The sequence below is a fragment of the Kitasatospora sp. NPDC003701 genome, assembly GCF_053587085.1.
Genome location: NZ_JBSFNM010000056.1, coordinates 40,859 through 62,588 on the forward strand (window position 1 = coordinate 40,859; position 21,730 = coordinate 62,588).

19 protein-coding genes and 2 pseudogenes are annotated in these 21,730 nt (G+C 73.2%); 15 read left to right on the top strand and 6 right to left on the bottom strand.

Annotation, left to right across the window (positions count from 1 at the left end; all coding sequences use genetic code 11):
• Positions 1 to 12 precede the first annotated feature (12 nt).
• Positions 13 to 345 carry a hypothetical protein gene (locus tag ACWDRR_RS35040; RefSeq protein WP_449776307.1) on the top strand — a complete coding sequence of 111 codons (333 nt, stop codon included), beginning with the start codon at positions 13 to 15 and terminating at the stop codon, positions 343 to 345.
• Between the two features lie 7 nt (positions 346 to 352).
• Here ACWDRR_RS35040 and ACWDRR_RS35045 read toward each other — a convergent pair whose 3' ends face one another.
• Positions 353 to 562: a hypothetical protein gene (locus tag ACWDRR_RS35045; RefSeq protein ID WP_449776308.1), complete on the bottom strand. Its 210-nt coding sequence runs from the start codon at positions 560 to 562 to the stop codon at positions 353 to 355.
• Positions 563 to 741: 179 nt separating this feature from the next.
• Here ACWDRR_RS35045 and hutU point away from each other — a divergent pair, with 179 nt between their 5' ends.
• The 4 genes from hutU to hutI all read left to right on the top strand — a co-directional run bounded on the left by hutU (position 742) and on the right by hutI (position 6,268).
• Positions 742 to 2,412 (top strand): urocanate hydratase, encoded by a 1,671-nt coding sequence (gene hutU, locus ACWDRR_RS35050; protein ID WP_449776309.1) that lies wholly within the window; start codon positions 742 to 744, stop codon positions 2,410 to 2,412.
• A gap of 11 nt (positions 2,413 to 2,423) precedes the next feature.
• The gene (locus tag ACWDRR_RS35055; protein WP_449776324.1) at positions 2,424 to 3,626 is read left to right on the top strand and encodes an allantoate amidohydrolase; all 1,203 of its coding nucleotides are present in this window, start codon (positions 2,424 to 2,426) and stop codon (positions 3,624 to 3,626) included.
• Complete coding sequence (locus tag ACWDRR_RS35060) at positions 3,617 to 4,993, top strand: formimidoylglutamate deiminase (RefSeq protein ID WP_449776310.1); 1,377 nt, start codon at positions 3,617 to 3,619, stop codon at positions 4,991 to 4,993. Before ACWDRR_RS35055 ends, ACWDRR_RS35060 begins: the two co-directional genes overlap by 10 nt.
• Before the next feature lie 105 nt (positions 4,994 to 5,098).
• Complete coding sequence (gene hutI, locus ACWDRR_RS35065) at positions 5,099 to 6,268, top strand: imidazolonepropionase (protein ID WP_449776325.1); 1,170 nt, start codon at positions 5,099 to 5,101, stop codon at positions 6,266 to 6,268.
• 45 nt (positions 6,269 to 6,313) lie between these two features.
• Here the strand turns inward: hutI and ACWDRR_RS35070 are convergent, their stop codons facing one another.
• Positions 6,314 to 8,401, bottom strand: a complete 2,088-nt coding sequence (locus tag ACWDRR_RS35070) for a prolyl oligopeptidase family serine peptidase (RefSeq protein ID WP_449776311.1) — start codon at positions 8,399 to 8,401, stop codon at positions 6,314 to 6,316.
• A gap of 404 nt (positions 8,402 to 8,805) precedes the next feature.
• Here ACWDRR_RS35070 and ACWDRR_RS35075 point away from each other — a divergent pair, with 404 nt between their 5' ends.
• The gene (locus ACWDRR_RS35075; RefSeq protein WP_449776312.1) at positions 8,806 to 9,147 is read left to right on the top strand and encodes a hypothetical protein; all 342 of its coding nucleotides are present in this window, start codon (positions 8,806 to 8,808) and stop codon (positions 9,145 to 9,147) included.
• Between the two features lie 74 nt (positions 9,148 to 9,221).
• On the opposite strand, the gene ACWDRR_RS35080 is transcribed toward ACWDRR_RS35075, so the two are convergent.
• A complete protein-coding gene (locus ACWDRR_RS35080) occupies positions 9,222 to 10,730 on the bottom strand; it encodes a peptide MFS transporter (RefSeq protein WP_449776313.1) in 1,509 nt (502 codons plus the stop codon).
• A 328-nt stretch (positions 10,731 to 11,058) separates the two neighbouring features.
• On the opposite strand from ACWDRR_RS35080, the gene ACWDRR_RS35085 reads away from it, so the two are divergent.
• Positions 11,059 to 11,733 carry a response regulator transcription factor gene (locus ACWDRR_RS35085; protein WP_030290974.1) on the top strand — a complete coding sequence of 225 codons (675 nt, stop codon included), beginning with the start codon at positions 11,059 to 11,061 and terminating at the stop codon, positions 11,731 to 11,733.
• Positions 11,734 to 11,772: 39 nt separating this feature from the next.
• A complete protein-coding gene (locus tag ACWDRR_RS35090; protein WP_449776314.1) occupies positions 11,773 to 13,020 on the top strand; it encodes an ATP-binding protein in 1,248 nt (415 codons plus the stop codon).
• Between the two features lie 48 nt (positions 13,021 to 13,068).
• On the opposite strand, the pseudogene ACWDRR_RS35095 reads toward ACWDRR_RS35090, so the two are convergent.
• Positions 13,069 to 13,353: pseudogene (locus ACWDRR_RS35095) on the bottom strand (ester cyclase); the annotation flags it as partial.
• Positions 13,354 to 13,523: 170 nt separating this feature from the next.
• Positions 13,524 to 14,063 carry a GtrA family protein gene (locus ACWDRR_RS35100; RefSeq protein ID WP_449776315.1) on the bottom strand — a complete coding sequence of 180 codons (540 nt, stop codon included), beginning with the start codon at positions 14,061 to 14,063 and terminating at the stop codon, positions 13,524 to 13,526.
• A 196-nt stretch (positions 14,064 to 14,259) separates the two neighbouring features.
• Between ACWDRR_RS35100 and ACWDRR_RS35105 the strand changes: the two genes are divergently transcribed.
• From ACWDRR_RS35105 to ACWDRR_RS35125, 5 genes are all read left to right on the top strand, one after another.
• Entirely contained in the window at positions 14,260 to 15,450 is a 1,191-nt protein-coding gene (locus ACWDRR_RS35105) for a 5-(carboxyamino)imidazole ribonucleotide synthase (protein WP_449776316.1), read from the top strand.
• Positions 15,447 to 15,971, top strand: coding sequence for a 5-(carboxyamino)imidazole ribonucleotide mutase (gene purE / locus ACWDRR_RS35110; RefSeq protein ID WP_387891895.1), 525 nt, complete (start codon positions 15,447 to 15,449; stop codon positions 15,969 to 15,971). Before ACWDRR_RS35105 ends, purE begins: the two co-directional genes overlap by 4 nt.
• 23 nt (positions 15,972 to 15,994) lie before the next feature.
• Positions 15,995 to 17,221 carry a dipeptidase gene (locus ACWDRR_RS35115; RefSeq protein ID WP_449776317.1) on the top strand — a complete coding sequence of 409 codons (1,227 nt, stop codon included), beginning with the start codon at positions 15,995 to 15,997 and terminating at the stop codon, positions 17,219 to 17,221.
• 44 nt (positions 17,222 to 17,265) lie between these two features.
• Positions 17,266 to 18,102, top strand: coding sequence for a MerR family transcriptional regulator (locus ACWDRR_RS35120; RefSeq protein ID WP_449776318.1), 837 nt, complete (start codon positions 17,266 to 17,268; stop codon positions 18,100 to 18,102).
• Positions 18,103 to 18,206: 104 nt separating this feature from the next.
• Positions 18,207 to 18,632, top strand: a complete 426-nt coding sequence (locus ACWDRR_RS35125) for a CoA-binding protein (protein WP_449776319.1) — start codon at positions 18,207 to 18,209, stop codon at positions 18,630 to 18,632.
• A 57-nt stretch (positions 18,633 to 18,689) separates the two neighbouring features.
• Here ACWDRR_RS35125 and ACWDRR_RS35130 read toward each other — a convergent pair whose 3' ends face one another.
• On the bottom strand, positions 18,690 to 20,027 hold the full coding sequence (locus tag ACWDRR_RS35130; protein WP_449776320.1) for a UDP-glucose dehydrogenase family protein: 1,338 nt from the start codon (positions 20,025 to 20,027) through the stop codon (positions 18,690 to 18,692).
• Between the two features lie 214 nt (positions 20,028 to 20,241).
• Between ACWDRR_RS35130 and ACWDRR_RS35135 the strand changes: the two genes are divergently transcribed.
• Both ACWDRR_RS35135 and ACWDRR_RS35140 read left to right on the top strand, forming a co-directional pair.
• Positions 20,242 to 21,537, top strand: coding sequence for an LCP family protein (locus ACWDRR_RS35135; protein WP_449776321.1), 1,296 nt, complete (start codon positions 20,242 to 20,244; stop codon positions 21,535 to 21,537).
• Positions 21,538 to 21,611: 74 nt separating this feature from the next.
• Positions 21,612 to 21,730 (top strand): annotated as a pseudogene (locus tag ACWDRR_RS35140) (acyl-CoA dehydrogenase); the annotation flags it as partial.

The following is a 21,730-nucleotide window of genomic DNA, read 5'->3' on the forward strand; positions in this document are numbered from 1 at the left end:
GGGGAGCCTGTGATGCGCGTGATCCACGAGATGAAGTTCGTCGGCCGGCTCGCCTCGGGCGCCGACGAGTGGTCCTGCCCGGCCTGCGGACGCCGCGTCACCCTGCGGCGGCTGCCCGGGCCCGAACTCACCGTCCTCGAACCGGGCGACGAGAGCGCCGTCCACGTCGGCGTCATCGAGCCCGACGCCCGTGCGGCGGCGGCCGCCGCCGACCAGTACGGCCTCGGTCCCGTCCAGGAGATCCCCCGGCCGCCGCGCCCGCCGGCCCCGGCCGACCCGGACGCCGACGACCGGCGCTGGCTCGCCGAGATCGGCATCGACTGGGACGGCGACGCGGCGGCCTGAGGGCGGATCAGGCCTTCGGGGCGTACAGCGGGAGTGCGCTGGTGCGCAGCTCCGGCGGCAGCGGTGCGGCGAGCGGAACGGGCTCGCCGTGCTTGCCGCGGCGAGTGGGGGACGTCACCGGGGTTCCGCCGACGATCTGCGCGCGGAGGCCGGTGCTTCGCCCGATCTCCTCGGCGACGCCCCGGAGCCTCCCGGGGCGCACGGTGATGGCCGTCATCGCGTCCTCCGTCCGTGGGCGCTGGGCCGAGTGGCTGGCACTCGCCGGATTCAGGGTAGCGCTCAGTGGTCGAGCATGCGGGTGCTGATCGGATGTGTTCAGGTCTGGCCGGAGGCTGAATGTTTGGATATATTCAGCCGAGTCGAGCTTGAATGAATTCATCCGTAGGGGGCCGGGACATGGTGCAGCAGCAGGCGAGCGGGCCGCGCGAGGTGCGTGCGGCGCGCGGGACGGGGCTGACGGCGCAGGGGTGGCAGCAGGAGGCGGCCCTGCGGATGCTGATGAACAACCTCGATCCGGAGGTGGCCGAGCACCCGTCGAAGCTGGTGGTCTACGGCGGCACCGGCAAGGCGGCCCGGGACTGGCGCTCCTTCGACGCCATGGTGCGCACGCTGGAGACCCTGAAGCAGGACGAGACCATGCTGGTCCAGTCCGGCCGCCCGGTGGGCGTCATGCAGACGCACGAGTGGGCGCCGCGCGTGCTGATCGCCAACTCCAACCTGGTCGGCGACTGGGCGAACTGGGAGGAGTTCCGGCGGCTGGAGAGCCTCGGGCTCACCATGTACGGCCAGATGACCGCCGGGTCGTGGATCTACATCGGCACCCAGGGCATCCTCCAGGGCACCTACGAGACCTTCGCGGCCGTGGCCAACAAGCGCTTCGAGGGCACCCTGGCCGGGACGATCACCCTCACCGCCGGGCTCGGCGGCATGGGCGGTGCCCAGCCGCTGGCCGTCACGATGAACGGCGGCGTGGCGATCTGCATCGACTGCGACCCGTCGCGGATCTCCCGCCGGATCGAGCACCGCTACCTGGACGTCGAGGCCAAGAACCTCGCGCACGCGCTGGAGCTGGCCACCGCCGCCCGCGACAAGAAGCAGCCGCTCTCCATCGGTCTGCTGGGCAACGCCGCCGAGCTGTTCCCGCAGCTGCTCGCGATGGACGCGCCGATCGACATCGTCACCGACCAGACCAGCGCCCACGACCCGCTGAGCTACCTGCCGGTCGGCGTCGCCTTCGACGACATGGCGACGTACGCCGCCGAGAAGCCCGCCGAGTTCACCCAGCGCTCGCGCGAGTCGATGGCCAGGCACGTCGAGGCGATGGTCGGCTTCATGGACGCCGGCGCCGAGGTGTTCGACTACGGCAACTCGATCCGCGGCGAGGCCCAGCTGGCCGGCTACGACCGCGCGTTCGCCTTCCCGGGCTTCGTCCCGGCGTACATCCGGCCGCTGTTCTGCGAGGGCAAGGGCCCGTTCCGCTGGGCGGCGCTCTCCGGCGACCCGCAGGACATCGCCAAGACCGACAAGGCCGTGCTCGACCTCTTCCCGGAGAACGAGTCGCTGCACCGCTGGATCAAGATGGCCCAGGAGAAGGTGCACTTCCAGGGTCTGCCGGCGCGGATCTGCTGGCTCGGCTACGGCGAGCGCGACAAGGCCGGCGAGCGCTTCAACGACATGGTCGCCTCCGGCGAGCTGTCCGCGCCGATCGTGATCGGCCGCGACCACCTGGACTGCGGCTCGGTGGCCTCCCCCTACCGGGAGACCGAGGCGATGCTGGACGGCTCCGACGCGATCGCCGACTGGCCGCTGCTCAACGCCATGGTCAACGTCGCCTCCGGCGCGTCCTGGGTCTCCATCCACCACGGCGGCGGCGTCGGCATCGGCCGCTCGATCCACGCGGGCCAGGTCACGGTGGCCGACGGCACCGCGCTGGCCGGCGAGAAGATCCGCCGGGTGCTCACCAACGACCCGGGCATGGGCGTGATCCGCCACGTCGACGCCGGCTACGACCGGGCCGACGAGGTGGCCGCCGAGCGCGGCGTGCGCATCCCGATGGGTGAGCTGTGAGTTTCGAAGAGATGTGGGCGGAGCTGCTCCCGGTGGGCCGCTCCGCCTCCTCCGGCGGCTACCGTCGCTTCGCCTGGAACTCCGCCGACGCGGAGTGCCGGGCCTGGTTCGAGGAGCAGGCCCGCCGGCGCGGCCTGACCTACGAGCTGGACCGCAACGGCAACCAGTGGGCCTGGCTGGGCGACCCGGCCGGCGAGGGCGCGATCGTCACCGGCTCGCACCTGGACTCCGTCCCCGACGGCGGCGCCTTCGACGGCCCGCTCGGCGTGGTCTCCTCCTTCGCCGCCCTGGACGAACTCCGCGGGCGGGGAGCGGAGTTCGACCGGCCGCTGGCCATCGTCAACTTCGGGGACGAGGAGGGCGCCCGGTTCGGCGTGGCCTGCATCGGCTCGCGGCTGACCGCGGGCGTGCTCGGCCGCGACCAGGCGTTCGAGCTGCGCGACGCCGACGGCGTCCGGCTGCCCGACGCGATGGAACGGGCCGGCTACGACCCGGCCGCGATCGGCGCGGACGGCGACCGGCTGGCCCGGATCGGCGCCTTCGTCGAGCTGCACGTCGAGCAGGGCCGCTACCTGGCCGAGGACCAGCCGGTCGGCGTGGCCGGCGCGATCTGGCCGCACGGCCGCTGGCGGTTCGACTTCCACGGGGAGGCGAACCACGCCGGCACCACCCGGATCGAGGACCGCCGCGACCCGATGCTCACCTACGCCAACACCGTGCTCGCGGCCCGGAAGAAGGCGCGGACGGCGGGCGCGCTGGCCACCTTCGGCAAGGTCGCGGTCGAGCCCAACGGCACCAACGCGATCGCCTCGCTGGTGCGCGGCTGGCTGGACTCGCGGGCCGCCGACGAGGCGACGCTCACCGCGCTGGTCGAGGAGATCGAGCGGGCGGCGTACGAGCGCGGCGACCGGGACGGCGTCCGGGTCGAGCTGACCCGCGAGTCCTACACCCCGGTGGTGGAGTTCGACGCCCCGCTGCGCGACCGGCTGGCCCGGCGGCTCAACAAGGCGGGGGCCCCCGGCGGCGTGCCGATCCTGCCCACCGGTGCGGGACACGACGCCGGAATCCTGGCATCGGCGATCCCGACCGCCATGCTGTTCGTACGTAACCCGAGCGGGGTCTCGCACTCCCCGGCCGAGCACGCGGAGACGGCCGACTGCCTGGCCGGCGTGGCCGCCCTCGCCGACGTACTGGAGGACCTGGCATGTCAGTAGGCCGTGCCGGAGGCGCGCGAACGACGACTTTCTGGGCGCAGTACGCCTGGCTGCCGCACGTCAACGGGCCGGTGGTCGAGCAGGACGTCCTGATCGCCACCGGTGCCGACGGCCGGATCACCGCGGTGACGCCGGACAGCGGGCCCTGCCCGTCCGGCGCCGTCCGGCTGGAGGGGCTGCTGCTGCCCGGCCAGGCCAATGCCCACTCGCACGCGTTCCACCGGGCGCTGCGCGGCACCGTGCAGGTGGGCTCCGGCACCTTCTGGACCTGGCGCGACACCATGTACCGGTTCGCCGGGGCGCTCGACCCGGACAGCTACCTGGCGCTCGCCACCGCCGTCTACGCCGAGATGGCGCTGGCCGGGATCACCGCGGTGGGGGAGTTCCACTACCTGCACCACGCGCCCGGCGGGGTCCGCTACGACGACCCGAACGCGATGGGCGAGGCGCTGATCGAGGCCGCCGCCCGGGCCGGGATCCGGATCACCCTGCTGGACACCTGCTACCTGTCCTCCGGCTTCGGCGCCGAGCCGACCAAGCCGCAGCGCCGGTTCAGCGACGGCGACGCCGACGCCTGGGCCGAGCGGGTGGACGCGCTCAAGCCGCGCGAGCACGCCCGGATCGGCGCCGCGATCCACTCGGTGCGGGCGGTGCCGGCCGAGCAGATCGGCACCGTCGCGCAGTGGACGGCGGCCCGCCGGGCCCCGCTGCACGTCCACCTCTCCGAGCAGACCGCCGAGAACGACGCCTGCCTCACCGCGCACGGCGTCACCCCGACCAGGCTGCTCGCCGACCACGGCGCGCTCGGCCCGCGGACCTCGGCGGTGCACGCCACCCACCTCACCGAGGAGGACATCAAGCTCCTCACCGACTCCTCGACCGTCATCTGCATGTGCCCCACCACCGAGCGGGATCTCGCGGACGGCATCGGACCGGCCCGCCAACTCGCCTCGGCGGGCTGCCCGATCACCCTGGGCAGTGACAGCCACGCCGTCATCGACCCGTTCGAGGAGGCCCGCGCGCTGGAGCTGGACGAGCGGCTGCGCACCCGCACCCGGGGCCACTGGACGGCCAACTCGCTGCTGCGGGCGGGCACCGAGGACGGGCACGCCTCGCTCGGCTGGCCGGAGGCCGGGCGGATCGAGGCCGGCGCGCTCGCCGACTTCACCGTGATCGCCCTGGACTCGGTGCGCACGGCCGGGCCGCCGAGCCGGCTCGGCGCCGAGATCGCGGTGTTCGCCGCCTCGGCCGCCGACGTGCGACACGTGGTGGTCGGCGGGCGGCAGATCGTCGAGGACGGCGTGCACCGGCTGGTGCCCGACGTCCCCGGCGCGCTGCGGTCCTCGATCGCCGCGCTGAGCTGCTGAGTCCCCGTAACTCCCGGGGGCGGGCGGGGGCTGATCCCGCCCGCCCCCGGGTCCAGTCCCGAAAGGCCTGATGTGAGCACCCCGAGCAGCCCGCAGAGCCAGGGCATGCCGAGCACCCTGATCACCGGTATCGGCAGCCTGGTCACCAACGACCCCGCGTACGGGACCGGGCCGCTCGGCCTGCTCGCCGACGCGGCCGTGGTGGTGGACGGCGGCACGGTCGCCTGGGTCGGTCCGGCGGCCGAGGCGCCCGCCGCGGACGAGCGGTTCGACGCGGCCGGGCGGGCCCTGCTGCCCGGGTTCGTCGACTCGCACGCCCACCTGGTGTTCGCGGGGGACCGCACCGCGGAGTTCAACGCCCGGATGTCCGGCCAGTCGTACACCGCGGGCGGGATCCGGACGACGGTGGCGGCCACCCGGGCCGCGAGCGACGCCGAGCTGGACGCCAACCTGGCCCGGTTCGTCCGCGAGGCGCTGCGGCAGGGGACGACCGCGATCGAGTGCAAGTCCGGCTACGGGCTGACCGTCGTCGACGAGGCCCGGGCCCTGCGGATCGCCTCCTCGTACACCCCCGAGACCACCTACCTGGGCGCCCACGTGGTCGCCCCCGAGTACGCCGACGACCCGGCGGGGTACGTGGACCTGGTCACCGGCGACATGTTGGATGCCTGCGCGCCGTACGCCCGCTGGGTGGACGTCTTCTGCGAGAACGGCGCCTTCGACGGGGACCAGGCCCGGGCGATCCTGACCGCCGGGGTCGAGCGCGGCCTCACCCCCCGGGTGCACGCCAACCAGCTCTCCTACGGCCCGGGCGTGCAGCTCGCCGTCGAGCTGGGGGCGGCCTCGGCCGACCACTGCACCCACCTGACCGACGAGGACGTGGCGGCGCTGGCCGGCTCGGCGACGGTGGCGACGCTGCTGCCGGGCGCGGAGTTCTCCACCCGCGCCGCCTACCCGGACGCGCGCCGGCTGCTCGACGCGGGCGCCGTCGTCGCGCTCTCCACGGACTGCAACCCGGGCTCCAGCTTCACCAGTTCGATGGCGTTCTGCATCGCGGTCGCGGTGCGGGAGATGGGGATGACGCCGGACGAGGCCCTCTGGGCCGCCACCGCGGGCGGCGCGCGGGCGCTGCGGCGCACCGACGTCGGCACGGTGACGGTCGGCGCCCGGGCGGACCTCCAGCTGCTGGAGGCGCCCTCGCACGTCCACCTCGCGTACCGGCCGGGCGTGCCGCTGACGGCGGCGGTCTGGCGGGCCGGGGTCCGGGAGGTCTGACAACGGGCCGCGTGGGGCGGCCGCGGTCGCGGCCGCCCCACCGGCCTAACCCGGGGCCAGGCCGCGGCGGAGGAAGTCCAGCTGGTGCAGCAGCAGGTTCTCCGCCACCGTCTCGTCGCTCGGCGAGTGGGTTGTCCCGCTGAGCGGCAGCAGCTCGTGCGGGCGTCCGGCGGCGAGCAGGGCGGCGGAGAGCCGCAGCGCGTGCGCGGGCAGCACGTTGTCGTCGGCCAGGCCGTGGACCAGCAGCAGCGGGCGGCGCAGACCGGCGGCGTCGGGGATCAGCGAGCAGGCGTCGTAGCGCTCCGGGTGCTCGTCGGGGTGGCCGAGGAAGCGCTCCTTCCAGTGGGTGTCGTACAGCCGGTGGTCGGTGGGCGCGGCCCCGGCGACGGCGGCGTGGAAGACGTCCGGGCGGCGCAGCACGGCCAGCGCGGCGAGGAAGCCGCCGTAGGACCAGCCGCGGATGGCGACCCGGTCGAGGTCCAGCAGCCCGGGGCGGGCCAGGGCGGCCTCCCGCAGGCCGTCGACCTGGTCGTCCAGGGCGGGCGTGGCGACGTCGGCGAACACCGCCTTCTCCCAGCGCGGACCCCGCCCGGGGGTGCCGCGCCCGTCCACCACCAGCACGGCGAAGCCCTGGTCGGCGAACCACTGGGAGACCAGGTCCGGCCAGCCGCCGGCCGCGGTGACCTTCTGCATCGCGGGCCCGCCGTAGGGGTCGAGCAGGACGGGCAGCGGACCGTCGCCGGGCCGGTGGCCGGCCGGGAGGAAGAGCGCGGCGCGCAGCTCGCGCGGGCCGAGCCGGAGGAGCTCGGGCCGGGCGGTGAGGACGGGCCGCCGGGTGTGCGAGCGCAGGGCGACGGCGGGGCGCCCGTCCCGGTGGACGCTGGTGTGCCCGCCGGGCGCGCCGGGCGTCCGGGCGGTGTGGACGAGCGTGCCCGAGCTCCGCACGCCGGTGTGCACGCCGGGCTCGGAGCTGAGCCGTACGGCGCCCCCGGCCGGGTCGTACACCCACAGGTGGGTCTCGGTCGGTTCGGTGGAGCCGGTGAAGAGCACCTGCTCGCCGTCGGTCCCGAGCACCGCGCGCAGCTGGAGGCCGGGCGGGGTGACGGGCTCGCCGTCCACGGTGAGCCGTCGGGTGTCGCCGAGGTCGGCGGAGTCGACCAGCGCCCCGGCGCCGGTGCGGACCGGCAGGCCGGGGACGAGCTCGACCCAGTGCTCGTCCCGCTGCTCGGCGAGCGTCCGGGTGGCGCCGTCGGCCGGGTCGACGGCGAGGGTGCGGACGGTGCGCTGGTCGCGGCTCTGCACCGCGGCGTAGGGGCCGTGGGCGTCCCAGCCGGCGGCGGTCAGGTACTCGTGGCCGGCGCGGTCCCAGCGGACCTCGGTGCGGCCCCCGTCGAGGTCCAGCAGCCAGAGCGAGACGTCGGCGTTGGCGGTGCCGGCCAGCGGGTAGCGCAGCACGCGCGGCGGCCGGGCCGGATCGGCCGGGTCGGCCAGGTGGAGGCGGCTGAGCGGGCTGTTGTCCACCCGCGCCACCAGCAGCCGGGTGCCGTCCGGCGACCACCAGTACGCCCGGGTGCGGTGCATGGACTCGGCGGCGACGTGGTCGGGGACGCCGTACCCGACCTCGGCGTGCTCGGGCCCGGCCAGGGCGCGGTCCCCGCCGCCGTCCGCGCCGACCACGCGCAGCGCGCCGTCGCCCACGTAGGCGATCCGGTGCCCGGTCGGGTCGGGGCGCGGGTCGTAGACGGTGGTGGCGGTCGGTATCCGGCGGGTGGTGCCCCGGGCGGGGTCGGCCGTCCAGAGCGCCCCGCCCAGGGCGAAGGCGACCGTCCGGCCGGCCGGGTCGACGGCGAAGGCGGTGATGCCGGTGGCGTGGACGCGGGAGCGCTCGCGGCGGATCCGCTCGGCCTCCGGGAGGTCCCCGTCGGTGTCGCCGAGGGCGGCCGGGTCGGCCAGCAGCCGCTCCTCGCCGCTGTCGGCGTCCAGCGCCCACAGGCAGGTGACCGGGTCGTCCCCGGCCCGGCTGCGCAGGAACAGCACCGTGCGGCCGTCGGCGCAGACGGCCGGAGCGGCGGGCGCGCCGAGGGAGAAGCGACGGGTGCGGGCGAGTTGGCGGGGGAGGGATTCGGTCGGCATGCCCGACACCCTGACATGCCCGGGGGCGGTCGGCCCCCGGGCTGCGGCGCCCGGTCCCGTCGGGGCTCCCCGAAGTGCCCGTGGGAAGGTCCGGGTTGACGCCCTTTCACATTCGTTCTTCCCGGTACGAATGGATAGGCGGAACGTCCGGTGAAATCCCTCCGGGATCGTGGACGTACGGCTTGTGGAATGCGGTGCGGGAGCCGTATCGGACATCGTCAGCGATCTGCCATGTCCGTGTAAACCCGCTGCTCGGCGGGGTTGTCCGAGAGGATTCGGGTCGCTACGGTCCGGTGTGTCGGGGTTCGCCGAACTCCGGCGGGAATCTGCTCAATCGGGGTGGAGGCGATTCCGTGGACGTGTCCGCGGCGAATCGTCATGCCTTTTCGGGGATGGAGTGAATGATGAAGTTCAAGGCTGCCGTACTGGTCGGTGTGACCGCCGTGGGGATGGCTCTGGCCGCCGCGCCGGCCGCGTCCGCCGCTTCGATCGACGGCGGATGCAGCGCCAGGGCCCAGCTGGACAACCTCGGCCGGCCGACCGCCGAGTCCACCTGCTCCGGCCGGCTGCCGTCGGGGGCGGCGCACCGGGCGAAGATCACCTGTGACGTCGTGACGGGCAGCCGGGAGAGCGTCGTGCGGTCGACCTACTGGGGTCCGTGGGTGTCGCCCGGCCAGACCTCGTCGATCCGGTGCGGCTTCAAGTCGTTCCTGGTCGGCGCCTCGTCCGAGGTCCGCGGCGCCTGACGCGAAAGCCCGGAGGCCCGGGCGGTGGTGGGACCACCGCCCGGGCCTCCGGGCTTGCTGCTCGATCCTTCGGATCAGTGGACGTCGCCCATCAGGGCGATGACCCTCTTGCGGTACATCGCCAGGGCGACACCGGCGAAGATCGCCATCGCACCCTGCACCGCGAAGTACCAGGTGGAGCCGACCACGGAATCGCCCAGGATCAGCTGGAAGACCGAGGCGACGCAGTCGCCCGCCGTGACGGCGAGGAACCACAGGCCCATCATCTGGCTGGCGTACTTGGCCGGGGCCAGCTTGGTGGTGACGGAGAGGCCGACGGGGGAGACGGTCAGCTCGCCGACGGTCTGCACCAGGTAGACCACGGCCAGCCAGAGCGGGGTGACCTTGGTGCCGCCCGAGGCGGCGGCCATCGCCATCATCATGACCAGGAAGGACGCGCCGATCATCAGCAGACCGAACGCGAACTTCATGGTGGTGCTGGGGTTCTTGGCGCGCTTGGAGAGCCACACCCAGAGCCAGGCGAAGACCGGGGCCAGCGCCATGATGTAGAGCGGGTTCAGCGACTGGAACCAGCTGGTCGGGAAGTCGAAGCCGAGCAGCGTGGAGGAGGTGTTCTCCTCGGCGAAGATGCTCAGCGTGGAACTGGACTGGTCGTAGATCATCCAGAACACGGCGGCGGCGACGAAGAACCAGATGTAGCCGGTCATCTTGGACTTCTCGTCCGGGCTGAGGTCCTTGTCGCGCTTCATCCGGGCGAAGTAGATGGTGGGGATCGCGATGCCCGCGATGGAGAGCGGCCAGATCGCCCACTGGATGGTGAAGTGACCGGTCAGTGCGACCACGGCGTAGAACACCGCGGCGACGGCGAGCCAGAGGCCGGCCTTGCGCAGCACGGCGCTCTTCTCGGCGGCCGAGATCGGCGCGGTCACCAGGTTGCTCTTGGCGCTGAGGTGGCGGGTGCCGACCAGGTACTGGATCAGCCCGAGGGCCATGCCGACGCCGGCGAGGGCGAAGCCGAGGTGCCAGTCGACCTTCTGCCCGACCGTGCCGATCACCAGCGGCGCCGCGAAGGCACCGAGGTTGATGCCCATGTAGAAGATGGTGAAGCCACCGTCACGGCGCGGGTCGTTCGGGCCGTCGTACAGGTGGCCGACCATCGTCGAGATGTTGGCCTTCAGCAGGCCGGAACCGACGGCGATGAAGGCCATGCCGATGAAGAACGAGGCCGTGGCCGGGACGGCCAGCAGGAAGTGGCCGATCATGATGACGCAGCCGCCGACGGCCACCGTCTTGCGGGGCCCCCAGAAGCGGTCCGCGATCCAGCCGCCGGGCAGGGCGAAGAGGTAGACCATGGCGTTGTACACGCCCACGATCGCGGCGCCGAGGGCGGCCGAGTAGCCGAGGCCGCCGTTCTTGGTCTCGGCGACCAGGTAGAGCACCAGCAGGGCGCGCATGCCGTAGAAGCTGAAGCGCTCCCACATCTCGGTCATGAACAGCGTGGCGAGTCCACGGGGGTGCCCGAGGAAGGTCTTGCCGCTGGGAGAGGCCGACTGAACGCCGGACTCCAGGGTCGTAGACGCCATGTGTAGGGGTTCCTTGCTGACAGCGTCCGCCCAGGGGGGTGACGGCGGACGTGGACCAAACCACTGTACGTGGCGATATTTGGCGCCATCAGCTGACAAAACCCGCCAATTAGGTATGGCGATGGCAAAGTCTGCCGCCGATCTGATCGGCATATCCATGGTAGAGCGGGATTTGTTCCTTCGGATGCAAGAGCATGAGGCAGGATCTTCGCCGAACGGGCGGTCGGACCATGTCCGTTGAGCGGTGATCGCACTCCGTATAACGATCACGCTCTGTGAACTACCTCACAGGGCAGTCGCCCCCAACCCGGCGGACTACCATCACCACATGACCTGTGTGCTGCTCGCCGAGGACGATCCGGCGATCTCCGAACCGCTCGCCCGGGCCCTGCGACGCGAGGGCTATGAGGTGCTCGTCCGCGAGGACGGTCCGACCGCACTGGCCGCCGGGCTCACCGAGGAGGTCGACCTCGTCGTCCTCGACCTCGGCCTGCCCGAGATGGACGGCCTGGAGGTCTGCCGCCGGCTGCGCGCCGACGGCAAGAGCTGCCCCGTCCTGGTCCTCACCGCCCGCGCCGACGAGGTGGACACCGTGGTCGGCCTGGACGCCGGCGCCGACGACTACGTGACCAAGCCCTTCCGCCTCGCCGAGCTGCTCGCCCGCGTCCGGGCCCTGCTGCGGCGCGGCAACGTCGACCAGCTCACCACCGGCGCGCACGGGGTGAAGATCGACATCGAGTCGCACCGCGCCTGGCTCGGCGAGGAGGAGCTCACCCTCTCCGCCAAGGAGTTCGAGCTGCTGCGGGTGCTGGTCCGGGACGCCGGCCGGGTGGTCACCCGCGAGGAGATCATGCGCCAGGTCTGGGACACCACCTGGTGGACCTCCACCAAGACGCTGGACATGCACATCTCCTGGCTGCGCAAGAAGCTCGGCGACGACGCGGCCAACCCCCGCTACATCGCCACCGTGCGCGGCGTGGGCTTCCGCTTCGAGAAGAACTAGCCCCGGCAAGGGGTACGAACCACGACGGGGAGCGGCAGCGTGAAACGCCGGATGATCAACTCGCTGCTGGGCGTCGTCCTGGTGGTGGTCGTGGTGTTCTGCGTCCCGCTCGCCCTGGTCGAGAAGCGCACCATCGTGAACTCGGCGCAGGACCGGGTGGACGCGGCCGCCGTCCGGGTGCTCGCCCTGGTGGAGAACCGGCTCGCGGCGGGCGAGCCGGTCACCGGCGACAAGTTCGCCAACCAGGTCACCGACGGCCAGTACGTCGAGGTGGACATCCCCGGCAAGCCCGTCGTCTCCAGCGGCGAGCGGCCGGCCGGGACCCACCTGCTCAAGGCCGTCGAGCAGGGCGCCAGCGGCGAGACCGTCACGGTCGAGCAGTCCCGGGCCGCCGTCGACCACGAGATCGCCAACATGCTGCTGCTGCTCGGCGTGGTCGCCCTGCTCGCCGTCCAGGCCGCCGTGGCCCTCGCCGTCTGGCAGGCCAAACGGCTGGCCCGCCCGCTCACCGACCTCGCCGAGACGGCCGAGCGGCTCGGCTCCGGCGACCCGCGCCCGCGCGACCGCCGCTACGGGGTGCCCGAACTCGACCGGGTCGCCGAGGTCCTCGACGTCAGCGCCGAGCGGATCGCCCGGATGCTCACCGCCGAGCGGCGGCTCGCCGCCGACGCCTCGCACCAGCTGCGCACCCCGCTCACCGCGCTCTCGATGCGGCTGGAGGAGATCACCGCGGTCGCCGAGGACCCGGAGACGGTCAAGGAGGAGGCGACCATCGCCCTCCAGCAGGTCGAACGGCTCACCGACGTCGTCCAGCGGCTGCTCACCACCCAGCGGGACCCGCGCAGCCCCACCGCCGTCGCCTTCGACCTGGACGACGTGGTCAAGCAGCAGGTGGAGGAGTGGGGGCCGTCGCTGCGCGAAGCCGGCCGGGTGCTCCAGGTGGAGGGCCTGCGCGGGGCCACCGCGGTCGGCACCCCCGGCACGGTGGCGCAGGTGCTGGCCACCCTGATCGAGAACTCGCTGATGCACGGCGCCGGGCTGATCACCCTGCGGGTGCGGCCGTCCGGGACGTCGGTGGTGGTCGAGGTGCAGGACCAGGGCGCGGGGGTGCCGCCGGAGCTGGGCAACCGGGTCTTCGAGCGCGCGGTCAGCGGCCGCAACTCGACCGGGATCGGCCTGGCCGTGGCCCGCGACCTCGCGGAGGCCGACGGCGCCAGGCTCGAACTGCTCTCGTTGAAGCCGCCGGTGTTCGCCATCTTCCTCGGGCGCAGCCGCCGGGACGACTAGGACGGCGGCGCCCGTTCTCCGGACCGGGTGCCGCGCTCAGAACCGGGTGTCGCGGACCACGTCCAGGTCGGTGAAGGTCGGCGGCGCGTCGCAGAGCGCGACCATCTCCCGGAAGATCCGGTCGGTCTCGGGCAGTGCGGAGTTCTTCATCGCGTCCTCGTACGAGGCGAACTCGACGATCTCCACCAGGTGCCGCGGGTCGGCGCGGTCGGTGGCGACCATCGCGTGCCCGACCGTGCGCCGGCCCTCGGTCTGCTCGGCCCAGCTGTCCATCAGCCGGTTGAGGTCGTCCACCTTGTCGGTTCTGCAGTCGATGATCTGGACGAACGCCATGGCGAGCCTCCTGGGAACCCCCGGGCCTCGATCGTTCGCCGGCCGTGCTCGCCCTCGGTCACCACTGTCCTCCCGCGGGCGCGGGCGGGGCAAGTGGGGCGGCCCTGTCGGGCGGGGCACGTGGGGCGGCCGTCGGGCGGTCCGTCGGGCGGGGCTACCGGCGCGGCGGCCTATTCGGCCTTGGCGTACCGGATCTCCTCGGCGGCCAGCACCAGTTCGGCCTGCGCGACGACCTCGGCGGCCGGCTCGGCCTCGGCGGCCGTCTCCGGGACCACCGTGAAGACCCACGTGCGGTACGAGATGAAGCGGAACACCGTCGCCACCGCGAGGCCGACCACCTTGGCGGCCAGCTGCTCGAACGGCGTGTCCAGGCCGAGCACGTACCGCGAGAAGCCCAGCACGCCGGTCTCGATCAGCATCCCGGCGCCGCTGAACAGCAGGAACAGCGTGATCTCGCGCTTGCGGGCGGCGGCGTCGCGGTCCCGGTACAGCCAGTAGCGGTAGCCGAGGTAGTTGGTCGCGATCGCGACGACCGTCGCCACGATGTTCGACCGCACCGAGGCGAGGCCCAGCGCGTTGATGCAGATCCAGAAGAGGGCGAAGTTGACCACCACGCCGCTCAGGCCGACGATGCCGAACTTCACGACCTCGCCCTTGAGCCCGCGCAACTTCTGCGCCAGCGAGGGGTTCGACGCTGCGGTCGTCGCCATACCGGGCTGCCTCCATGTGCCAGCGGACAAGGGGGCCCGGAGCGGATGCGCGGCTGGCCCTTGAGCCCTGCGTGCACGCACATGATCGGATCACGCGTACCAGGACCTAGCGGTCCAGGCTACCCGGTTCCGCCGATCGGCTCAGCCCCCAGGGTTCCTCGCCCTCTGGGACGGTGCTCGGCGGTGGAGCGGTTCCATGGCCCCCGACCGGCCCGGATATCCTGGCGGGGTGACTTCCCCGGGCAATGCGAATTTTCCAGTGGTGGGCATGATCGGCGGCGGGCAGCTGGCCCGTATGGCACACCAGGCGGGCATCCCGCTCGGGGTCAGGTTCAAACTCCTCGCCGACACGCCCCAGGACTCCGCCGCGCAGGTGGTCTCCGACACCGTCCTCGGCGACTACCGCGACCTCGACACGCTGCGCCGCTTCGCGGCCGGCTGTGACGTGATCACCTTCGACCACGAGCACGTGCCGACCGAGCACCTGCGGGCCCTGCAGGCCGACGGCGTGGCCGTCCGGCCCGGCCCGGAGGCGCTGGTCAATGCCCAGGACAAGGGCGTGATGCGCGCGAAGCTCGACTCCATCGGGGTGCCCTGCCCCCGGCACCGGCTCGTCGCCGACCCGGCCGACGTGACCGCCTTCGCCGAGGAGGGCGCCGGCTACCCGGTCGTCCTCAAGACGGTCCGCGGCGGCTACGACGGCAAGGGCGTCTGGGTCGTCGACGACGAGCAGCAGGCGCACGCGCCGTTCCTGGCCGGCGTCCCCGTGCTGGCCGAGGAGAAGGTGGACTTCGTCCGCGAGCTGGCCGCCAACGTGGTCCGCTCGCCCAGCGGCCAGGCCGTCGCCTACCCGGTGGTGGAGAGCCTCCAGGAGAACGGCGTCTGCGCCGAGGTCACCGCCCCGGCGCCGGACCTCGACCCGGCCCTCTCCGACGAGGCCCAGCAGCTGGCCCTGCGGATCGCCGGCGAGCTGGACATCACCGGCCACCTGGCGGTCGAGCTCTTCCAGACCCGGGACGGCCGGATCCTGGTCAACGAGCTGGCCATGCGCCCGCACAACTCCGGGCACTGGACCCAGGACGGCGCCGTCACCTCGCAGTTCGAGAACCACCTGCGGGCCGTGCTCGACCTGCCGCTCGGCGACCCCCGGCCGCGTGCCAAGTGGACGGTCATGGTCAACGTCCTCGGCGGCGACTACCCGGACATGTACCACGCCTTCCTGCACTGCATGGCCCGCGACCCGGGCCTGCGGATCCACATGTACGGGAAGGACGTGAAGCCCGGCCGCAAGGTCGGCCACGTCAACGTCTTCGGGGACGACCTCGACGACGTCCGCGAGCGCGCCCGTCACGCGGCCGCCTACCTGCGAGGAACGATCACCGAATGACCCACCCCCTTGTCGGCATCGTGATGGGTTCGGACTCCGACTGGCCGGTCATGGAGGCCGCGGCCCAGGCCCTCGACGAGTTCGAGATCCCCTACGAGGTGGACGTCGTCTCCGCGCACCGGATGCCGCGCGAGATGGTCGCGTACGGCGAGAGCGCCCACACGCGCGGGCTGAAGGCGATCATCGCGGGCGCCGGCGGCGCCGCCCACCTGCCGGGCATGCTCGCCTCGGTCACCCCGCTGCCGGTCATCGGCGTCCCGGTGCCGCTGCGCTACCTGGACGGCATGGACAGCCTGCTGTCGATCGTCCAGATGCCGGCCGGCGTGCCGGTGGCCACCGTCTCGGTGGCGGGCGCGCGCAACGCGGGCCTGCTGGCGGTGCGGATGCTGGCGGCGTTCGACCCGGAGCTGACCGAGAAGATGACGGACTTCCAGGCCGAGCTGAACAGCCAGGCCACCGAGAAGGGGAAGAAGCTGCGGGCCAAGGTGGCGGGTTCCGCCTCCTTCGGCTTTGGAAAGTAGTCATATCGGATACAACAGCCTGTATGACCTCTGAGCTGTTGGACTCCGCCGGGCAGCCCGACCCGGCCGCCCTGCTGGACCGTGCCCGCGCCCTCCTCCGCGACACCCCCGTGGTGGACGGCCACAACGACCTCCCCTGGGCGATGCGCGAGCAGGTCGGCTACGACCTCGACACGCTCGACCTGGCCGCCGACCAGAGCGCCCGGCTGCACACCGACCTCGCCCGCCTCGCCGCGGGCGGGGTCGGCGCGCAGTTCTGGTCCGTCTACGTGCCCTCCCGGCTCGCCGGCGACCACGCCGTCAGCGCCACCCTGGAGCAGATCGACTTCGTCCGGGCCCTGGCCGCGCGCTTCCCCGACCGGCTCCGGCTCGCGTTCACCGCCGAGGACATGGAGACCGCCCGTTCCGAGGGCCGGATCGCCTCGCTGATGGGCGCCGAGGGCGGCCACTCCATCGACTGCTCGCTCGCCACCCTGCGCGCCCTGTACGAGCTCGGCGTCCGGTACATGACGCTCACCCACAACGACAACACCCCGTGGGCCGACTCCGCCACTGACAAGCCGGTGGCCCGGGGCCTGACCCGGTTCGGCGAGGAGGTCGTCCGGGAGATGAACCGGCTCGGCATGCTGGTCGACCTCTCGCACGTCTCCGCCGACACCATGCGCGACGCGCTGCGGGTCAGCGAGGCGCCGGTGCTCTTCTCGCACTCCTCCGCGCGCGCCGTCTGCGACCACCCGCGCAACGTCCCGGACGACGTGCTCGGCCGGCTCGCCGCCAACGGCGGCGTGGCGATGGCCACCTTCGTCCCCAAGTTCATCCTGCCCGCCGCCATCGAGTGGACCGTCGCCGCCGACGAGAACATGCGCGCCCACGGCTTCGACCACCTCGACACCACCCCGGCCGGCATGGCCTGCCAGCGGGCCTTCGAACAGGCCACCCCGCGCCCGGTCGCCACCCCGGCCACCGTCGCCGACCACCTCGACCACATGCGCGAGGTGGCCGGCATCGACCACATCGGCATCGGCGGCGACTTCGACGGCACCGCCTTCCTCCCGGCCGGGCTGGACGACGTGGCCGGCTACCCCAACCTGATCGCCGAACTGCTCGGCCGCGGCTGGTCGCGGACCGACCTCGGGAAGCTCACCTGGCACAACGCGGTCCGCGTGCTGCGCGACGCCGAGGCCGTCGCGCGCGACCTCCGGACCACCCGCCGCCCGTCCATCGCTACCCTCGCGCAGCTCGACGGCTGAGCCGGATTGACTCTGCCCCTGGGGCAGACGGGAGCGTGACCGGCGTGGAGGACACCCCGGAAACCCTGCTGACCATCGGCGAGTTCGCCCGCCGTTCACGGCTCTCGCTCAAGGCCCTGCGGCTCTACGACCGGCTCGGCCTGCTCACTCCCGCCCGGGTCGACCCGGTCACCGGCTACCGCTCCTACGGCGCCGCCCAGGTGGAGCGGGCCCGGCTGATCGTGCTCCTGCGGCGGCTCGACATGCCGCTCGCGGCGGTCGCCGACGTCCTGGCGGCCGACGGCCCGGCCGGTGCCGACCTGGTGGCCGGGTACTGGGCGTCGGTCGAGCGCCGGATCGCCGTGCAACGAGAGCTGGCGGTGCACCTCCGCGTCCAGTTGTCGGGTGGCAGTGAGAGGAGTCCCAGCATGTACCGGATCGAGCGGCGCGAGGTGGCCGAGCAGACCGTCCTGACCGAGCGCCGGCACCTGAGGATCGGCGAGTTGAGCGAGTGGATCCCGGCCGCGTGCCAGCGGCTGGAGGCGGTCGCGGAGCGCTGCGGCGGGGTCTTCGGCCCGCCGTTCGTGATCTACCACGGGGAGGTGAGCGAGGACGGCGACGGCCCGGTGGAGGTCTGCGTCCCGGTCGACCCCTCGCTCGCCGGGCACGCCGGCCCGGGGGCCGCCGTCCGGGTCGAGCCGGCGCACCGCCAGCTCTACACGCGGCTGACCCGGGCGCAGATGGAGTACCCGGACCTCCTCGGCGGCTACGAGGCCGTCCACCGGGCCGCCGGGGAGCGGGGGCTGGACGTCGTCGGCTCCGCCCGGGAGATCTACTTCGGCCACTACCTCGGGCCGGACCCGCAGGAGCCGATCTGCGACGTGGCGGTACCGGTCGGGTAGCGCCGCCCGGGCCGGGCCCCCGCGCCGGGCGGCTCCCCGCCGGGAATGGCCGGGGGAGCGGCGGCGCTGGGAGTGGTGAGTCAGCGGCTGCGAGGAGGCAGGGCATGTACGGCGACCCGGAGACGGTCCGCAGGATCCTTACCGAGCTGGGCGACACCTGGGCCGTGGTCGGCCTGTCGTCCAACCGGCGGCGCGCCGCGTACGGCGTGGCCGAGGTGCTCCAGCGCTTCGGGAAGCGGATCGTGCCCGTGCACCCGAAGGCCGAGACGGTCCACGGCGAGAAGGGCTACGCGACCCTGTCGGACATCCCGTTCGAGGTCGACGTGGTCGACACCTTCGTCCGGTCCGACCTCGCCGGTGCGGTGGCCGACGAGGCCGTGGCCATCGGTGCCAGGGCCGTCTGGTTCCAGCTCGGCGTGGTGGACGAGGCCGCGTACGAGCGGGCGCGCGCGGCCGGTCTCGCGATGGTGATGGACAAGTGCCCCGCCATCGAGATCCCGCGCCTCGGGCTCGCGGGCCGGGCGAGCTAGACCCTGCCCGGGGGCCCGCCGGTCGCGGGACGACCGGCGGGCCCCGGCGCGGCGCCGTCAGCTCGGGCGGCCGAGCGCCCGGTACGTCCAGCCGGCCGCGCGCCAGGCGGCGGCGTCCAGGGCGTTGCGGCCGTCCAGCAGCCGGCGCTCGGCGACGACCGCGCCCAGCTCGGCCGGGTCGAGGTCGCGGAACTCCCGCCACTCGGTGAGGTGCAGCACCACGTGCGCGCCCTCGGCGGCCTCCAGCGGGGACTCGGCGTAGGCCAGGCCCGGGAACATCTTGCGGGCGTTGTCCATCGCCTTCGGGTCGTACACCGTGACCTGCGCGCCCTGGAGCTGGATCTGCGCGGCGACGTTGAGCGCGGGGGAGTCCCGGATGTCGTCCGAGTTCGGCTTGAAGGCGGCCCCGAGGACGGCCACCCGGCGGCCGAGGAAGCCCCCGCCGCACTGCTCGCGGGCCAGGTCGACCATCCGGGAGCGGCGGCGCATGTTGATCGAGTCGACCTCGCGCAGGAAGGTCAGCGCCTGGTCGGCGCCCAACTCCCCGGCCCGGGCCATGAACGCGCGGATGTCCTTGGGCAGGCAGCCGCCGCCGAAGCCGAGACCGGCGTTGAGGAACTTGCGGCCGATCCGCTCGTCGTGGCCGAGCGCGTCGGCGAGCATCGTGACGTCGGCGCCGGCGGCCTCGCAGACCTCGGACATCGCGTTGATGAAGGAGATCTTGGTGGCCAGGAAGGAGTTGGCGGCGGCCTTGACCAGCTCGGCGGTCGCGAAGTCGGTGACCACGAACGGCACCCCGGCCGCGATCGGTTCGGCGTACACCTCGCGCAGCACCCGCTCGGCGCGCTCGCTGCGGGAGCCGACCACGATCCGGTCCGGGCGCAGGGTGTCCTGGACGGCGAAGCCCTCGCGCAGGAACTCCGGGTTCCAGGCGAGCTCGGCGCCCTCGCCGACCGGCGCCAGCGCGGCCAGCCGCTCGGCCAGCCGGTTCGCCGAGCCGACCGGGACGGTGGACTTGCCGACCACCAGCACCGGGCGGGTCAGGTACGGGGCGAGCCCGTCGATCGCGGCGTCGACGTAGGACATGTCGGCGGCGAACTCGCCCTTGCGCTGCGGGGTGTTGACGCAGACGAAGTGCACGTCGCCGAACTCCGCGGCCTCCTGGACGGAGGTGGTGAAGCGCAGCCGGCCGGTCGAACCCTCGTGGCCCGCCACGTGCTTGAGCAGCAGCTCGGACAGCCCCGGCTCGTACATCGGCACCCGGCCGGCGGTCAGCGTGGCGATCTTCTCCGGGTCGATGTCCAGACCCAGCACCTCGAAGCCGAACTCCGCCATGGCGGCGGCGTGGGTGGCGCCGAGATAGCCGGTGCCGATCACGGAGATGCGGAGGGTCACGGGTTCCCCTTTGCGGAATCTCGACCTTGACTGCCGTGGGACGGGCAGGACGTGCGAGCACCGATGCTATCCGCCCGTTCGGGCCCGGCCCAGGCCGTCCCGCCTGCACCGATGTTTCGGGAGCGCGGGTGCGGGTGCGGGCCCCCGGGCGTGCGCGGGGCGCGATCCGGCGGAACCCCTTCGCGGGCGCTGTGACCGGCGGCACAATGCGCGCATGGATCCGAAGCCCGAGAGCACGGACGAACCACCCGCCGACGCACCGCACCGGGCCGGCGGGCGGTCCGGTGAACCGCGGCGCGCCGACGTACCGGACCGGGCCGAGCCGCCCCGCGACGGCGACGACGGCGACGACGGCGACGGCGACGGCGACGGGCCCCACGACGGTGCCCGGCCCGGGGGCCCGCCGACGGGGCTCAGCCTCTTCGAGCCGCGCGGCGGCGAGGAGCCGGCCGGGGCGGCGGCCGGGCCCGAGGAGCCGCCGGCCCGCCGCCGCCGCACCCGCCGCGTCCTGCTCTGGACGCTCTCCGTCCTGCTGGTGCTGGTCCTCGGCACGGGCGGCGCCCTCTTCTGGGCGGCCGAGCACTACGCCTCCTCCGTCCCCCGGATCCCGGACGCCTTCCCGACCGCGCCCGAGTCCGCCCAGCCGGAGCCCGTCCCGGCGAGCGGGCTCAACCTGCTGCTGGTCGGCCTGGACGCCCGCTCGGACGTCCCGACCACCGGCAGCCGGGCCACGGGCCCGGTCTGGCAGCAGGGCGCGGCCCGCAGCGACACCATGATGCTGCTGCACCTCTCCGACGACCGCCGCAGCGCCTCGCTGGTCTCGCTGGCCCGCGACACCTGGGTGGACGTCCCCGGCCACGGCCGGGCCAAGCTGAACGCCGCCTACTCCTGGGGCGGCCCGGCGCTGATGACCGAGACCGTGCAGAACCTCACCGGCATCCGGATCGACCACCTCGCCGTGGTCGACTGGAACGGCTTCCGCGCCCTCACCGACGCCGTCGGCGGCGTGGACATCACCGTCCCGCGCACCATCGAGGCCGTCGGCGGGGCCCGCGCCTGGGAGGCGGGCACCCATCACATGGACGGCGCGCAGGCGCTGCTCTACGTCCGCGAGCGCTACGGCCTGCCCGGCGGGGACCTCGACCGCACCAAGCGGCAGCAGAACTTCCTGCGCGCGCTGATGCTGCGGATCATGGACTCCGGCACCCTGGCCAATCCGTCCCGCCTGGGCGGCCTGCTGCAGTCCGTCGGCGAGGTGGTCAGCGTGGACGACCGGCTCTCCAACGCCGACCTCTTCCAGCTCGCCTGGAGCCTGCGCTCGCTGCGCGCCGACGACGTCCGCTTCATGAACGCGCCGTTCGGCGGGTTCGACACCCGGGACGGCCAGGCCGTCGTCCTGCTGGACGAGCGCCCGGCCGCGCAGCTCTGGGAGGCGATGCGCAACGACCGGATGCCGCAGTACTTCCAGGAGCACCGGGCCGGCGACACCCTGGGGACCGACGTCGACTGAACCTAGGCAGCCGCAGGTCGCAGCCCTAGGATCTACTTAACGGTAACTAACAACTGAGCGGCGAGGCAGGCATCATGGCGGGCAGCGCAGGGGCGGCTGACTTCGATCTCTTCCGGATCTCCGAGGAGCACGAGATGCTCCGTGAGGCGGTGCGTTCGCTGGCCGAGGCGAAGATCGCTCCGTTCGCGGCGGA